Origin of the sequence: Burkholderia sp. Ax-1719, from assembly GCF_011753055.1 — a bacterium.
Lineage (GTDB): Bacteria > Pseudomonadota > Gammaproteobacteria > Burkholderiales > Burkholderiaceae > Paraburkholderia.
The window spans coordinates 456577-472473 of the sequence record NZ_VWWJ01000002.1 but is presented as its reverse complement, the minus strand read 5'-3'; the positions used below and the strand labels follow the sequence as shown (position 1 = coordinate 472473).

15 protein-coding genes are annotated in these 15897 nt (G+C 60.9%); 9 read left to right on the top strand and 6 right to left on the bottom strand.

Translation table 11 applies throughout. From position 1 onward, the window contains the following. The first annotated feature begins 557 nt into the window (after positions 1-557). From F3J17_RS07145 to F3J17_RS07120, 6 genes are all read left to right on the top strand, one after another. Positions 558-1964, top strand: a complete 1407-nt coding sequence (locus F3J17_RS07145) for a class I SAM-dependent methyltransferase (protein WP_167055287.1) — start codon at positions 558-560, stop codon at positions 1962-1964. A gap of 1 nt (position 1965) precedes the next feature. Next, positions 1966-3303 (top strand): ATP-binding protein, encoded by a 1338-nt coding sequence (locus tag F3J17_RS07140; RefSeq protein ID WP_167055284.1) that lies wholly within the window; start codon positions 1966-1968, stop codon positions 3301-3303. 7 nt (positions 3304-3310) lie between these two features. Next, a complete protein-coding gene (locus tag F3J17_RS07135; RefSeq protein ID WP_167055281.1) occupies positions 3311-3715 on the top strand; it encodes a response regulator in 405 nt (134 codons plus the stop codon). 103 nt (positions 3716-3818) lie between these two features. Then, positions 3819-4829, top strand: a complete 1011-nt coding sequence (locus F3J17_RS07130; RefSeq protein ID WP_167055278.1) for a response regulator — start codon at positions 3819-3821, stop codon at positions 4827-4829. Positions 4830-4969: 140 nt separating this feature from the next. Then, complete coding sequence (locus F3J17_RS07125) at positions 4970-5347, top strand: VOC family protein (protein WP_167055275.1); 378 nt, start codon at positions 4970-4972, stop codon at positions 5345-5347. A gap of 178 nt (positions 5348-5525) precedes the next feature. Next, the gene (locus F3J17_RS07120; protein ID WP_345891146.1) at positions 5526-7070 is read left to right on the top strand and encodes a methyl-accepting chemotaxis protein; all 1545 of its coding nucleotides are present in this window, start codon (positions 5526-5528) and stop codon (positions 7068-7070) included. Positions 7071-7126: 56 nt separating this feature from the next. Here the strand turns inward: F3J17_RS07120 and F3J17_RS07115 are convergent, their stop codons facing one another. Beyond that, positions 7127-8089 (bottom strand): D-glycerate dehydrogenase, encoded by a 963-nt coding sequence (locus F3J17_RS07115; protein ID WP_167055268.1) that lies wholly within the window; start codon positions 8087-8089, stop codon positions 7127-7129. 314 nt (positions 8090-8403) lie between these two features. Between F3J17_RS07115 and F3J17_RS07110 the strand changes: the two genes are divergently transcribed. The 3 genes from F3J17_RS07110 to F3J17_RS07100 all read left to right on the top strand — a co-directional run bounded on the left by F3J17_RS07110 (position 8404) and on the right by F3J17_RS07100 (position 11913). After that, positions 8404-9162 carry an SDR family oxidoreductase gene (locus F3J17_RS07110; protein ID WP_167055265.1) on the top strand — a complete coding sequence of 253 codons (759 nt, stop codon included), beginning with the start codon at positions 8404-8406 and terminating at the stop codon, positions 9160-9162. Between the two features lie 56 nt (positions 9163-9218). Continuing rightward, positions 9219-10538, top strand: a complete 1320-nt coding sequence (locus F3J17_RS07105) for an MFS transporter (RefSeq protein ID WP_167055262.1) — start codon at positions 9219-9221, stop codon at positions 10536-10538. A gap of 124 nt (positions 10539-10662) precedes the next feature. Further along, positions 10663-11913, top strand: a complete 1251-nt coding sequence (locus F3J17_RS07100; RefSeq protein ID WP_167055259.1) for a citrate synthase — start codon at positions 10663-10665, stop codon at positions 11911-11913. Positions 11914-11939: 26 nt separating this feature from the next. Here the strand turns inward: F3J17_RS07100 and F3J17_RS07095 are convergent, their stop codons facing one another. The 5 genes from F3J17_RS07095 to F3J17_RS07075 form a co-directional block, all read right to left on the bottom strand. After that, positions 11940-12878 (bottom strand): helix-turn-helix domain-containing protein, encoded by a 939-nt coding sequence (locus F3J17_RS07095; protein ID WP_167055257.1) that lies wholly within the window; start codon positions 12876-12878, stop codon positions 11940-11942. Positions 12879-12920: 42 nt separating this feature from the next. Further along, positions 12921-13289 (bottom strand): cupin domain-containing protein, encoded by a 369-nt coding sequence (locus F3J17_RS07090; protein ID WP_167055254.1) that lies wholly within the window; start codon positions 13287-13289, stop codon positions 12921-12923. 39 nt (positions 13290-13328) lie between these two features. Beyond that, positions 13329-14630 carry an FAD-binding oxidoreductase gene (locus F3J17_RS07085; RefSeq protein WP_167055251.1) on the bottom strand — a complete coding sequence of 434 codons (1302 nt, stop codon included), beginning with the start codon at positions 14628-14630 and terminating at the stop codon, positions 13329-13331. 92 nt (positions 14631-14722) lie between these two features. Next, the gene (locus tag F3J17_RS07080) at positions 14723-15082 is read right to left on the bottom strand and encodes a cupin domain-containing protein (RefSeq protein WP_167055248.1); all 360 of its coding nucleotides are present in this window, start codon (positions 15080-15082) and stop codon (positions 14723-14725) included. Between the two features lie 113 nt (positions 15083-15195). Continuing rightward, positions 15196-15897, bottom strand: coding sequence for a methyl-accepting chemotaxis protein (locus F3J17_RS07075; protein WP_167055245.1), 702 nt, complete (start codon positions 15895-15897; stop codon positions 15196-15198).

The following is a 15897-nucleotide window of genomic DNA, read 5'->3' as shown; positions in this document are numbered from 1 at the left end:
CAACTGGACCCGCAAGTCAGCCGTCCCAGCAGTAACACAGCATTGCGCCGCCAGGCGCCCAATTGCGCTTGCACTCGACGGGGGAGCCCTTGTAGTATTTGGCGCCCTTCGTCGCGCGTCTGCGAGTCGCTTCAGAGCCCGATGCGCTGCTGGCCTCGTCGACGAAACTGACCGTGAAATCGACGATGAAATTGTCGAGACACGATAGTCATCATTTTTCAGTAGAATGCTGCAATCGCAAACATTCGTATCGTTTCGAATTCGGCCTTCCGGACCAGAAGACTAGCGCGCCACATCAAGATCGCAATGCAATACGCATAGACGTTATCGCGATGTGACACGGTCAAGGCAAACATCACGTTTGTGCTGCCGTTGCGGTTCGAAACGAAATATCGATAGCGACGCTTCATCGCCTGGATTCAGGGGGAAACGATCGACGCCAAGCCGGTCGACCTGCCGCCCGGGTATTGCATAAAAAGAGCCGACGCCGAAAACGTCGGCGGGACGTCGCACTCAACTCCTGGCATTCTCGTCAGTACTTACCTGGCCGCAATACTGTGTATTCCAGAACGCAAATCGATCCGGTAGTGAGCTTCCGTAACTCCCAGGGCGAGCAGGTGCGGGGCACGATCATCAATCTGCAGCGCAAGTCGCTGGTGATGGAGGTCTATAACCCGTACTCGATTGTCCAGGTCAGCGAGGTGTTGAGCGAACTGACGGTCAAGATGGGCGTGGAACACGCCTATTCGGGCAAGGCCGTCGTCATCAGCATGGTGAATACCGGCCTGACCGCCATCGTGTCGGTGACGCTGATCGACGAATGGCTCGAACTGAGCGGCGACGCGCTGGAAGCGCCCACCGTGGGCGAAGAAGCCCGCCGCTTTGTGAGCGAATGGGCCGAGCGTTTCCAGATCCGTCCTGACTATCAGATCGCGGTCAATCAGATCCGCGCCTTTCTGACCGACATGTCGCGCTGGGTCGAGCAGGCCGACCTCGCCAACACGCTGCCCAAAGACGGCAAGAGCCTGCGCGAAGACTTCTTCCTCGAACTGGCCACGCCGCTGATGGAGCGCACGAAGGTTTTCTTCGACGACTTCGAAGGCGAAGCGCGCAGGGTTGAAGAAGAGCTTGCGCCGGCGCATCGCGCGTTTGCCCAGGCGGCGCTTCATCCGCTGCTGCTACGCTCGCCTTTCGTGTTCCGCACCTTCACCAAGCCGCTGGGCTATGCCGGCGACTACCAGATGGTCAACCAGATGCTCGACGACCCGCGCCAGGGCCCGAGCACGTATTTCCAGATCGTCAACGCGGCCTTCCTGCAAACGGCCGTGGCGCGTGCGCACCGCAACCGCATCGATCTGCTGGTGGACTATCTCACGCGCGTCGCCAACGACGCGCGCGCCGCGCGCCGGCCGTTCCGCGTGCTGAACATAGGCTGCGGCCCCGCGCAGGAAATCCAGCGCTTCATGCACGAATACGACGAGCCGGAATGGCTGTCGTTCGAACTGCTCGACTTCAGCCAGGAAACGCTGGACTGGACCCGTGCACGCCTTGGCTCCATCGCGCAGGAAACGTCCAAGCGCATGGCCATCAGCTACACGCACGATTCTGTGCACCATCTGCTCAAGCGCCGCATGGACGAGGATTCGCCAGATGCGCGCGAGTTCGACGCGGTCTATTGCGCGGGCCTGTTCGACTATCTGTCCGACAAGGTCTGCGCGCGCCTGAACCAGTATTTCGCCAGCCGCACCCGTCGCGGCGGTCGTCTGCTGGTCACCAACGTTCACGCCGATAACCCCGAGCGCTTCAGCATGGAACACGTGCTGGAGTGGTATCTGATCTATCGCAACGAGGCGCAGATGGCGTCGATCATGCCGGAAAACTGCGGCGAGCCGCGTCTGTACACGGACGTGACCGGGGTGAACGTGTTCGCCGAGGTAACGATCGGCCAGCAACAAGTGGGCTGAAATGACAACATCCCTGGTTGGGCTGCAGTCGACCTATCGCGAAGAGCTGCGCGACTACCGGCTGCTGTGCAGCAAGGCAGGCGGTCTCACCGTGATCGTGCTGGTGCTGATGGGCGCGGCGATGGATTACGTCGTCTATCCGGCCGAGCAAAAAGGCTTTGCCCTGCTGCGCGGGCTGACCAGTCTCGCCATCGCGCTGGCCCTGCTCTCGCTCTATACGGAAGCGGGCAAGCGCCACGTGCAGGTCATCACCTTTTCCTGGCTGCTGCTGCCGCAGGCCATGATTTCGTGGATGATTTACGCCACGCAGGGCGAGCAGTCGCTGTTCTATGCCGGGCTCACGCTGACAATCTTCGCGGTCGGGATTCTGTTCGCCTCCGGCTACTGGCAGACACTGGCGTTCGGCGTGGTCACCGTGGCGTTCTACTACCTCGCCTGCACGGCGCATCCCGGCGGCATCAACGACCCGGCCAAATTCCAGTTCCAGCTCATTCTGATCTTCTTCTGCGCGCTGGCCAGTTCCGTCTACACCTTCTTCAATGAGAAAGGCCGTTTTCAGCTTTTCCGGCTCAAGGACGAGATCGCGCACAAGAACGAACAGCTCGCGCGCTCCAATGAAAGCCTTGCGCAGATCAAGGGGCAATTGCTGCAACAGGAAAAGATGGCGGCAATCGGTACGCTGTCCGCGGGGCTGCTCCACGAGGTCAACAACCCCGTGAACTTCTGCCTGATGGCGATCGAGATCGCCATGGAAGAACCGCAGGTCAAGGACAGCGAGTCGCTGCAGGAGTGTCTGACCGATGCCAAACAGGGCATGCAGCGCATCCAGCACATCGTGTCCGACCTGAAGACTTTCGCCTATCGCAAGCCCGGCGCGACTAGCGAGGACGTGCCCTTCCTGTTCGAAAAGGCGCTCGATTCGTCGATCCGGCTGGACGCGCACGAATTGCGCGGCGTAAAGCTCACGCGCGAATTGCCCGCCGATACGCTCGTGCTGGGCGACGAAGCCGCCATTGTCGGCGTGCTCATCAATCTGTTCTCGAATGCCGCGCTGGCGATGCAAAAAGCCGGCACCGCTTCACCGCAGGTCCATGTCAAGGCGCACTGGCAGGACGGCCGTCTGCACGTCAATGTGCGCGACAACGGCCCGGGGATCGCCCCGGAAAATCTCGCGCGGGTGTTCGAACCGTTCTTCACGACGCGCGAAGTCGGCCAGGGCCTGGGCCTTGGTCTGTCCATCAGCTATGCGGTGGTGGAGCAGCACGGCGGCACACTCTTTGCAGAAAGCCAGTTGGGCGAGTGGACCGCATTCAACTTCGATCTGCCGCGTGCCGAGTGAGGTCGAGATGAGCGAGAACCCGCAGGCGCAGTACACCGTCGTTTATGTCGACGACGAAGAGTTAGCCCGCAAGTATTTTGCGCGTTCGGCTGGCAGCGACTACGAAGTGCTGCTCGCCGCCAGCGCGGACGAGGCCATCTCGATCCTGCGCAGCGAAGGCGCGCGGGTCGCGATCCTGCTGACCGACTTCCGCATGCCGGGCCGGCACGGCGGGGATCTGTTGCGGCAGGTCGCGCAGGAGTATCCGCATATCGTGCGCATCCTCGTAACCGCCTATGCGGACAAGGATGCGCTGCTGGAAGCGGGCAATTCCGGCGAGGTGTTCCGGATTCTCGAGAAACCGCTAGGCGTGAGCAAGGTGCGCGAAGTGCTGGCAGCAGCGGCAACGGCTTCGGGATTGCGACCGGACTGATGCCGCGCCTGCAGATTGCACTGATTACACACGCTCCGCCGCCGACACGACCGCGACGCAGACATTCCCAAAAATTCAAGGATCGAAAGTACAGGAGTTACCAATGAGCAATGCAATTGCCAACCAGACACCGCCCCCGGCGATTTTGTTCGTTGATGACGAAGCCACCGCGGTCAAATATTTCGAGCGCGCCATTGGCGCGATCGCACCGGTCATTACGGGCGCGTCCGTAGAAGACGGCAAAGCGCTGCTGGACGCCCACGCCAGCAGTCTGGCCGTGCTGGTGTCCGACCAGCGCATGCCGGGCGAATACGGCAACGAGCTGCTGCGTTATGCGCGCGAGCGTTATCCGCACATCGTCCGCATTTTGACGACCGCGTATTCCGAGCTTGACCAGACGGTCGAAGCCGTCAACCAAGGCCAGATCCATCGCTACATCAAGAAGCCGTGGGACATCGCGGCACTGCGTATGGAGATGAAGCAGGCGCTGGAACTGTCGGGGCTGCGCAAGGAACGCGACCAGTTGGTGCGCGAAAAGCTGGGCGTGCTGCAGACGCAGACGGTGGCCACCCGCATCGGCATCGTGCATACGCTGTGCGCGAGCCTGATCGGTCCGGGCCGCTTCCAGCCGGTGGAAACCTGGCTGGCCGGCGCGCAACTGGCGGGCACGCGCAATGTCGAGCCCGACTGGCATCGCATGGACTACGCTGATCTGGTGCGTGCGGAAAGCGAATGCAGCGGCAGTTTTGGCCACGCCGTCAGCACGCGTCTGGCGGAGTTGCGCACGAAGAATGCCGGGCGTGGTGCCGCCGATGCCCTGCCGGTATTCACGGAAGTCCTGGGCGCCAATGTGCGCGGCGGCGGCGATGCGCTGATCTGGACCACGCCCGCCACGCTGAGCGAATTCCTCACCCGGCCTGTGGGTCAGGCGGTCTCGGCAGAACACGCGGCCTGGCTGGCCGGTCTGCTGTGGCTCGAAGAAGCGGGCGGCGCGCTGCAGTTCGTGCGTGAAGGCGATGCCATTGTCTGCCGCGCAGGCACGCGCGCAGACAGTTTCGCCGCCGACCGCCTCGCGCTCTGGATCGAGCGTTTCTCGGAGCCGGCAATCGGCTGAGTAGCATTAACGCGGCAGCCGTTTCAAACGCCCTTCCGGTTCACCGGCAGGGCGTTTTGTTTTGGTGACCGGAATAATACGGCCGGGAGCGTTTATGATCAGCGTTGACCAGAAACCTTCGACGCTGATACGGAGATGCCATGCCGATTTCGATGACCCGCCTGATCCTCTATGTTCACGATGTCGATCGTCTCCAGGCGTTTTATCACGATCACTTTGGACTGCCTATCATCGAAGAAGTCGCAGGCGAATGGGCGGTATTGCAGGCGGGAGCGGTGGAGATTGCGTTGCATCGCGTGGGTGAACCGTATCGTCGGCATGCAGGCGCAGCGGGCGGTTCTGGTTCCAATGCGAAGATCGTTTTCCAGGTGACGCAGGCGCTTGCCGCGCTGCGTACCAGGCTGATCGATGCCGGCGTCCAGATGCGCGAGATCAAGCGCTACGATGGCTTACCCTATCAGATGTGCGATGGGTGCGATCCGGAGGGCAATGTGTTCCAGCTTTGCCAGCCGGATTAACGCTACGCAAACGTCTGATCAATCAGTAAGCGGCTCGCTCCCGCCCTCGCCGCTTCAGTTCCCCGCCCCCTCGCCGTTAACCAGTTGGGCGCGCACAGCCGCAGTACGCGCGCCCGCCAAGACCACCCATCCCCAATATTCGAAATATCGCCCCATAAGGGTGCCTGGAGCTAACGTCGTGTTTGCCCGACTCTCTATTTCCGCTCGCCTGCGTATTGCAGTCGGCGTACTGGCCGCGCTGATCGTGGCGTCCGGCGTTGCCGGTCTGGTCGGCATGTCGCATTCGAATGCGGCGCTCGGCTATGCCTATTCGAACCAGCTTGCCGCCGCCATCGATATCGGCAAATCGAATCTCAATCTGACCATCGCGCGCACGACGCTCGATCGCATCCTGCTGCACCCGGATTCGCCCGACGTGCCGCAACTGCTCGACAAGGCGCAAACCTACCTCGACACCTCGCACAAGGCGTGGGAAAGCTATCGCGCCCTGCCGCACGACGCCGATGAGCAGGCGCTCGCCGATCAGGTTCAGACTGCCCTGGGCGCGATGCTAGAACAAGGCATTCAACCGCTCATGGCCGCCATCAAGCAAGGCGACCGCACAGCGCAGGACGACATTGCGATGAAGCAGATTCCGCCCTTGTCGGTCGCGCTCACGAAGGCGTCGACGGCGCTGGAACAATGGCAGAAGGCGCACGGCCAGCAGACCTTCGACGGCGCGACGGACTTCTACGCAGCATTGCGCGCAGGCAGTATCGCGTTGATCGTGCTGGGCCTTGGCGTCGCGCTGGTCTGCTCGGTTGGGCTGCATCGCGCCATCGCCGCGCCGCTCGCGAACGTGCTGGGCGCCTTGCAGCGCATCGCCGCGGGCGATCTGACTGCGCGCCTGGATGTGCGCTCGCAGGACGAAATGGGCCGCCTCGTGGCCGGTTTGCAGACCATGCAGGAAGAGCTTGCACGCACGGTGCGCAAGGTCTCGCATAGCTCGGAATCGATTGCATCCGCGACGCGCCAGATCGCCGCTGGCAACGACGATCTCTCGCAACGCACCGAGGAACAGGCCGCTTCGATCCAGCAGACCGCCGCCAGCATGGAGCAACTGACCGCGACCGTGAAGCAGAACACCGAACACGCGCGCACCGCGCAATCGCTCGCGGGCAGCGCGCAGGAAGTGGTCGAGCGCGGCGCGCTGGTGGTGGGCGATGCCGTGCAGACGATGGACCGTATCGACCGCAGTTCGCAAAAGATCGCGGAAATCACGGGCATCATTGAAGGCATCGCGTTCCAGACCAATATCCTCGCGCTCAATGCGGCGGTCGAGGCCGCGCGTGCGGGCGAGGAAGGACGCGGCTTCGCGGTGGTCGCGGGCGAAGTGCGCTCGCTTGCGCAGCGCTCCGCAGCAGCGGCGAAGGACATCAAGACCTTGATCGGCGAGTCGGTCGAACACGTCGCGTCGGGCGCGCAATATGTGCGCTCGGCGGGCACCACGATGAACGAAATCGGCGAATCGATTGGCCGCGTGACGACCATCATGACCGAAATCGCCCACGCCTCCGAAGAACAGCGCGACGGCATCGAGCAGGTCAATCTCGCGGTTTCGCAGATGGATCAGGTATCGCAGCAGAACGCGGCGCTGGTGGAAGAAGCGGCGGCGGCAGCGATGTCCTTGACCGAGCAGACCGATGCGCTGCGCGAGGCTGTCAGCGTGTTCAAGGTTGCCTGAATCTCTGTTTAAGCGCCCGGTTCGGAAAGATCCGGCACCGGGCGCTTGATCGGCTTTTAAACCGGATTTAAAGCGCTCCCGCCGTCGAGGACGGCAGCGATGTTATCCAGCGCGGTAAAACCCATCTGATCGCGCGTTTCGATTGTGGCGCTCGCCATGTGCGGCGAGAGAAACACATTGTCGAGACCTGCAAAACGGGCATCCACGTTTGGCTCGTTACGATAGACGTCCAGACCGGCGCTAAAGAGTTGACCTGAAGTCAGCGCGGCATAAAGTGCCTCTTCATCCACTAATCCACCGCGCGCGGCGTTCACAAACACAGCGCCCTTCGGTAGCAGTCCGAATTCTTTGCGGGTCATGATCGGCACACCGCCACCCGGCACGTGCAGCGTCAGCACCTGGCTGTGCGGCAGCATCGCTTCGAGACTTTCGTAGTACGTGGCGCCGTTTTCCAGAGCGGGCGCGGCGCGCTGGATATCCGTGTAAATCACCCGCATCCCGAATCCCTGCGCACGTCGCGCCACTGCGCGACCGATGCGGCCGAATCCCACGATCCCGAGTGTCTTGCCATTCACGCGCGTGCCGAGCATATCGGTCATGCCGAACGATTTGCCCCAACCGGCGCGCATGATGCGCTCGTATTCCGAGGCGCGACGGCACGCCGCCAGCACGAGCAACAGGGTGAAATCCGCGGTGCATTCGGTCAGCGCATCAGGCGCGTTCGTGACGACAATGCCGCGTTCGCGCGCCGCCTTCACGTCCATATGATCGACGCCCGCACTCGCATTCGCGATGATCTTCACTGAGGCCGGCAACGCAGCGATGTGCTCGGCCTGAAGTCCCGACTTCTTGCCGACCAGCACAGCCGGCAAGGCATGCTTCGTACAAAAGTCGACGACTGACCACGAGTCCATATCGGAGTCGGTCACGTAGGCATGAAATTCACTTTCCGCTCTTTGGGCGACGGCGGCGGGAACCTTGCGTGCGATGAGCAGCCTGGTGCGATGAGTGTCCGGCATGGTGCGTTCCTTTGGTCGAGAGACGTCGAGAGACTACGAACGCGCACGCTGGTGCGTCAATCTTGATTCAATCAATCAACTTATTCTTCGCACTCGTTTCGGCCCTTAAAAAAATGAGCTGGATTGGTATTCGCCCTGGTGCCTGATGGCGCGTTCCGCGCGCCTCACCTCAAATCGACGCATCAGGACAATCCCTGATGGGCGTCCCGGCTGTAAAGCCCTCTGATGTTGATTCAACCAATCAAGATTGCTTGCCAGATTGCGCGAGTGCAATTCTTTTTCCGTGTTCAACCGAATCGACGAGAGGACGGGAAATGCCTGCATCGAAGCCAATTGCCGTAGTCACGGGCGCGGGGTCCGGCATCGGCCGCAGCGCGGCCATCGCGCTTGCCAAAGCCGGATTCGCGCTTGCGCTGCTCGGGCGCAGAACCGAACCCCTGCTGGAAACGAAGGAAGCCATTGGCCTGATCGGCGGCGAAGCACAGCCATTTACCGCCGACGTGACCGATGCGGATTCCGTCGACGCGGCATTCGCGCAGATCGCCCGATCCTTCGGACGCGTCGATGTGCTGTTCAACAATGCGGGCCGCAACGCGGGCGCTGTGCCGCTGGAAGACTACACGGTCGATCTCTGGAACGACGTCGTGGCGACCAATCTCACAGGCGTCTTTCTGTGTGCGCGCGCCGCATATCGACTGATGAAAGCGCAAACGCCGCAGGGCGGCAGGATCATCAATAACGGTTCGATTTCCGCGCATTCGCCGCGGCCCAATACCATCGCTTACTCGGCCACCAAACACGCGATCTCGGGCATCACGCGCTCGATCGCGCTGGACGGCCGCGCATTCAATATCGCGTGCGGACAGATCGACATCGGCAATGCCGCCACGCCGCTGACCGAACGTATGAATCAAGGCGTCCTGCAAGCGGACGGCCGCACCGCGCCCGAGGCACGCATGGACGTAGAGCATGTCGCCAACGCGGTCGTGCATATGGCCATGCTGCCGCTCGACGCCAACATCCTCAATATGACCATCATGGCGACCACCATGCCGTTTGTCGGCCGCGGATAGTTCGTCAATTCAAGCGGACTACATAACAAAAAGCCGCCCTGGACATGGAGACACCGATGAAATACGCAGAGGAACAACCGTTGCCGGCGGGCACTCCGGCCTACGCGCACAGCGCGAAACGCACGAAAGTCCGCTATTTTGTGCTCTCGATGCTGCTCGTCGCGACCATTCTCAATTACGTCGATCGATCCGCGCTCGGCATTGTTGCGCCTGGTCTGTCGAAGGATCTCGGCCTCAACAAGATGCAGATGGGCGAACTGTTCGCGGCGTTCGGACTGGCCTATTCGATTGCACTTGTGCCCGGCGGCGTGTTGACCGACGTATTGGGTTCGCGCATTGCATATGCGCTATCACTCGTGGGCTGGTCATTCGCCACGCTCACTCAGGGTTTTGCAAACGGCTATCACATGCTGCTGGGCTCGCGCCTGGCGATGGGCGCGCTCGAAACACCCGCTTTTCCTTCCAATACGCGTGCCGTAACGTTGTGGTTTCCGGTTCAGGAGCGCGGCTTCGCAACCAGTGTGTATGTGATGGGCCAATATATCGGCACGCCGCTTTTCACGGGCTTACTGCTGTGGATTTCGTCGGTGTATGGCTGGCGCTCGGTGTTCTTCGTAACCGGCGGCTTTGGCATGCTCTTTAGCGTGCTGTGGTATCGCACCTATCGCGATCCCTTTAAACATCGCGCCGTGAATGCTGCGGAATTGCAGCACATCAATGAAGGCGTGCCGCCTGCCGCCCGCAAACCGCGCGACAAATTTAACTGGCGCATGGCCCTAAAACTGCTTGGCTACCGCCAGATTCTGGCAATCTGTCTGGGCAAGTTCTGCAATAACACCCTGCTGGTTTTCTTTACGACGTGGTTCATGACGTATCTGATCGAGGCGCGTCACATGTCGATGATCAAGGTCGGCATATTCCAGGCGATGCCGTTTCTGGGCGCGACACTGGGTATTCTCAGCGCAGGCTTTCTCTCGGACTTTTTCATTCGGCGTGGCGTGTCGGTGTCCACTGCGCGCAAAACCCCGCTCATTATCGGCACCTTGCTCGGCGCGTCAATCGTACTCGTCAATTTTGTCGAATCGAACGAACTGGTGATTGCGATCCTCACCATTGCGTTCTTTGCACAAGGCGTGGGTTCGATGTCGTGGGCGGCCGTGGCAGAAATCGCACCGCGCCAGTATGTGGGTTTGACCAGCAGTATCACCAGTCTCGCGGCCAATATCGCGGGCGTCACCACGCCGCTCATGATCGGCTATATCACGCAGCACACGGGCCACTTCTACTGGGCATTGAATTTGATGGGCGCGATTTGCCTTGTCGGCACGCTGGCGTATTCGGTACTGTTAGGCAAGCTGTCGCGCATCGAACTGTGAAGCGTGCGCATGTCTGACGCCCCCCGCAGAGATGACTTTTCGCTGAAAAGCCGTCAAGATGAGTGCGGGCTGCGCCGTTTCCGGCCCAGCCCTTATCGAGCTTAGCAAGCACGCGCGCCCTCCTATGCGAAACTGGATTACCCTCACGGAAGCCACCCGGCAACTCGGCGTTCAGGCACAAACGGTTTATGCGTACGCGAGCCGCGGCAATATCGCGGTGATGCCCGACCCGAACGATCCGCGAAAAAGCCTCTATCGTGCAGACGATGTTGCGCGGCTGTGCCGCAAGAAACAGGTGGGACGCAAGCGCGAGGCGCTCGCAGCGGGCACGATATTCGGCGCGGAGCCCTGCATTTATAGCGGTATCACGACGTTCGCGAAGGGGCGGCCCTACTATCGCGGGCGCGACACCATCCGGCTTGCGCAACATGCCACGCTGGAAGACGTCGCCACGCTGCTGTGGAATGCCCGCGAGCCTGTCGTTTTTCCCTTTGAAGCCAACGATCCTGCGCAGCCCTATGAAACTCGCGGCAGGCAATGCGCCTTCACGTCACTGGCGGCGCTCGCAGCGAACGGCCATTCCACGCTCGGGCGCACGGATGCGGCCTTGCATGTGGAAGCCGGTCAACTGGTCGCAACGGTCGCGCGGGCATTCGGCGCGCTCAACGAAGGCGCGGCCATACCGCTACACGAACGGCTTGCACGCGGTTGGGGACAGACAACTGACGGCGCGGAGTTAATCCGCAAAGCCATGGTGCTGGTCGCCGATCACGAAATCACCAGTTCGGCCTTTGCGGCGCGTATCACAGCCTCCACGGGCGCTTCGTTGCCGGGCTGCCTGCTCACGGGTCTGGCGACGTTTTCAGGGCCGCTGCACGGCGACGCATCCGGACGCGTGCGCGCGGTGTTCGACGATGTGAATCGCCTGGGCGCAGATCAGGTGGTCACGCATCATCTGCAGTCGGCCATTCCCATTCCGGGATTTGGACATGATCTTTACCCGGATGGCGATCCGCGCGCCGAGGCGCTACTGGATGGCTTGCAGCCGCCCGGCGAGCTTGGCGCGTTTATCGCCAAGGTGGTGAAACTCACGGGTTTGAAGCCGACTATCGACGTTGCGCTGGCTGTGCTTGCCGCACAATTGAATCTGCCGCGCGACGCTGCGTTCGCGTTGTTCGCGACGGCGCGCAGCGTGGGCTTGCTGGCGCACTGCATCGAGCAATTGCGGGTGGGTAAGGTGATTCGCCCGCGCGGGCGTTACACCGGGCCTGCGCTGGAAGAAACCAGCGCGGCGCGGGAAGGTCAAGACAACGCCGATACGCTCGATGAGCAGACGTTGCAGAAGAATCAGGTTTTTAGGGCGGTGGGTGGGTGAGCACAGCGTTTGGCACGCAAGCTCACTCACCCCTTCCGCAAAGTCTGCGAAGGCAATTCCCCAAACAACCCGCGATACTCACGCGCAAAATAGCTCGGATGCGTAAATCCCCATTGCGCGGCGGCATCACCCACCATCAATTCATCTTGCCCGGTCGAACGCAATAAACGGCGCACCCCGTTCAAACGCACAGATCGCAAATATTCGATCGGCGAGACATTGGCGACACGCTGAAAGCTGGTCTGCAACGTACGTCGGCTGCAACGCAGCGCGACGCACAGATCGAGTACCGTCTGCGGTTCATCGGCGCGCTGTTGCAGAATGCGTTCGCTACGAGAGACGATTTCGGCGTAAGTCGCATGCGTGACGTCGCGCTTTTGCGCGTACTCGGGATTAAAAAGCTCCAGCAACATACTGAGAATTTCATCGCGAAAGCGCTTGCTCGCGACGGGGTTATCAAACGCCTCGGGCTGCTGCCGGAACGCATCAAGAAAACGTGACAACTCCGCGCCCACGCGTTCGCCCTCTTCCGAATCGACAGGAAGCAGATTGCGATCCAGCAACGTGGCAGCCCGGTCGCCCAGCACGCAAGCCGCTAGCGCGCGCATTTCGTCGGCGGGAATACTCGCGCCGAGGTAATACATCGTTTCAGGCGTATAAAAACGAAAGTCCTCGCCGGGACCGAGCAGCCACAGCGCGTAACCATCCAGCCTGCAGCCTTGAAACGTGCCCGAAACAGGTCGCTGCAACGGCAAGGCAATCGACGCAAAACCGCGTGGCGCAATACCGGATTGCGCCACGCTGCGATTGGTCGATTCGCGAAAGAACAGGAAGTCGGTCGCCTGCGCTTGCATGATGACGCTTTCGAAGCGGCCCGGCGTAAGCTGGCTATAGACCTGCTCCCAGCCGTTCACCGCCAGCGAGTGATCATGCACATCGGACAACGCCCGAACCCTGAACTCCATCCCGCTCTCCCGCGCTACGCCGTCATTCCTTGAGTATTCGCTTCAGGCAAAAGCAAGGTAATGCTTCACGAAGCCATCCGAGAGCACTTCCCACACCGTCGACGTACCCTTGGTCACGAACCACGAATCGCCTGCCTTGAAGGTGCGTGTTTCGCCGCTCGACTCGTCGGTCAGGCGCACTTCGCCTTGCACTACGGTTGCCTGTTCCGAAAACGGATAGACCAGGCGGAATTTGCCCTGATTCGTGCCGAAATAAGCCGCCGATACGGCATCGGTCGGTGCGCCGTGCGTCATCTTGCCGAAGGCGCCAATATCGCCGCCTTCAAGAATTTGCGCGCCGAGGTCGCTGAGTTTGCCCCATGCTTCGAGATCGGAAAGCTGGATGCCTTGCTGGATTGCGGTAAGACTCACGTTTTGATACTCCGTGTCAATGAATTGAAAAGCTGGCGATCAGCGACGGCCGTGCCAGTAGCCCGAGGTCTGGTGCATGACCTTGCCGAGCGTGACGAGTAACGCGCGATACTGATCCTTGCCGCGAATGCTGGCGCGCGGAATCGAACTCACGAGGCGATAACGATCCGAGCCGCCCAGAATGCCTTCAGAGAGGATCTTGCAAATGATCTGGCTGGGCGTGACGCCAAAGCCCGAATAACCCTGCACGAAATACGCGTTCGGTCGATCCGGCAACGTCCCGATCTGCGGAAACAGATTGAGCGTCGAGGCCATCGGGCCGCCCCACGCGAGATCGATTTTCACGTCCTGCAGATACGGGAAGACTTCGAGCATCAACTTGCGGTTCCACGCCTTCAGATCAGCCGGAATATGCTCGACAAGCGACGTGGACGAACCGAACAGCAAGCGGTTTTCATTCGTCACGCGGTAATAGTTGATAACCGGACGAATATCGCTGTACGCGCCGTGAATCGGGCTGATGCGCTTGATGAGTTCATCGCTCAGCGGTTCGGTCATCGAGTTATACGCGTACACATTGATCGTGCTTTTGTGCAATTCCGGCTCGATGCCGTTATTGAAACCATCGCAAGCCCAGACGATCTTTTTCGCGCGCACGCTGCCCTTGGCCGTGCGCACATGCACCGTATCGCCGTATTCGATCTGCAGCGCCGGGCTATATTCAAAGATGCGCACGCCGTAGATTTCCGAAACGGCTTTGGCTTCACCCAGCAGCAGATTCAGCGAATGCACGTGGCCGCCGCCCATATGCAGCAGGCCCGCGTGATACACGTCGGAACCGATCAGCTGTTTGACGTCCGCGCCTTCGACATATCGAATCTCGTGCGGGCTGCCCAGCGATTTGAAATCTTTTTCCCAGCTGCGCAGCGTTTTAGCCTGGCGCGCGTTGTAGGCCAGATAACCGTAACCACTGCAAAAATCGGCGTCGATGTTGTAGCGCTCGATGCGCTCGCGCATGATCTGCGGGCCAAGATCGCTGAGCGCAAAAATCGTGCGCAAGCCGTCTTCGCCCACGTCGGCCTTGATCGCATCCAGATCGTGGCCAATGCCGGCCATCACCTGGCCGCCATTGCGGCCCGTGCCGCCAAAGCCCAGATAGCGCGCCTCCAGCACGACCGTATCCGTCACGCCCCGCTCGGCGAGTTCCAGCGCAGTATGAATGCCCGAAAAACCTCCGCCGATAATGACCACTTCGGCCTGAATATCGTTTTCGAGCGACGGAAAGCTCAATTCGTATTTCTTCGTCGCCGTGTAGTACGTCGCGGTTTCATCTGTGTGCATCGTAGTTCCTGCTGGCGCATTGCACCGTCAAGCGTGAGGCGTTAATCGAGCGGAGCGCGCAGCGCGTGCTCCCGTGCAACTATTGGCGGCTTTCAGGCCACCGCGAAGTAATGTTTGACGAAGCGGTCGGTGTGAATCTCCCACGTTACCGGCGTGCCTTTTTGCACGAACCAGCTATCGCCCGCGCGATAGCGCACGGCCTCGCCGGTCAGACCATTGCGCAGCGTGACTTCGCCGCTTACCACCGTCGCCTGCTCCGTGAACGGATAGACCATGTCGAAGCGGCCCTGCGTGCAACCGAACCAGCCGGCGCTCACCGGCGAAGTGGGCGAACCATGCGTCAGCAGGCCGAACACCTTGACCTCGCCTTCCAGAATCGTCGCGCCGAGGTCCGCGACGGTGCCCAGTTCTTCCATTTCCGGCACGATTTCGCCAGGTTTGATGCTGTACATCGACTTGCTCTCCGATCAGGGTTTGAACGACTTTAAGTGCCCAAAAACGGGGAGCGTCAGCACAGATTGGCAAGGTGTCGGGGGCCCAGGGAAAACACGGCAGCAGATCAGATCTAGCCGCGAACGGGGTCGGCGAGCACCTGGCGCGCCACTTTCACGCGTTCGGAGATGCGTTTTGCGAGCTTGTCGGTATCGTCGGCGAGCCGTTTCATTTCCGAGGCGACCACGGTAAAGCCACGCCCTGCATCGCCCGCCCGCGCCGCTTCGACGCGCGCGTTGAAGGAAAGAATCGACAGCGTGCGAATGGTGCGCAGGATTTCGTCGACGTCCGCGAGTATCGGATTGGTAGCCGCCGTCATCGCCGTGAGACGATGCTGCGCCGCCAGCTGCGCAGCGCGCTCGCCCTGCACTTCGATCACCAGCCCTTCCAGAAAACGCAGCTCGCCCGTCTCCGAATACACGCCACCGCCCACTTCGCGCACCCAGATCGGATCGCCGCGTGCAGGTCGGATGCGATAGTCGATCGTCCACGACTCCCGCTTCGCCAGCGCCTTGCGCACCACGTCGAGCACGTAGACTTCGTCGTCCGGTTCGGTCAACGAGGGCAAGGTACGAACGGCGTTGTGAATGAAATCCGTCGCTGGATAGCCGGTTAGCGCGGCAATCGACGGCGTCGCGTAGACGACCGTATAGGTCGCGTCGTTGAGCTGCCGGTAGAGGAACCCGTTCATCCTGCCCGTGATGCTGTGCATGATGCCGAGTTCCTGACTACGCGCTTCGCCGTCCTTGACCTCCGCCCGAGGTATCGATGTCAT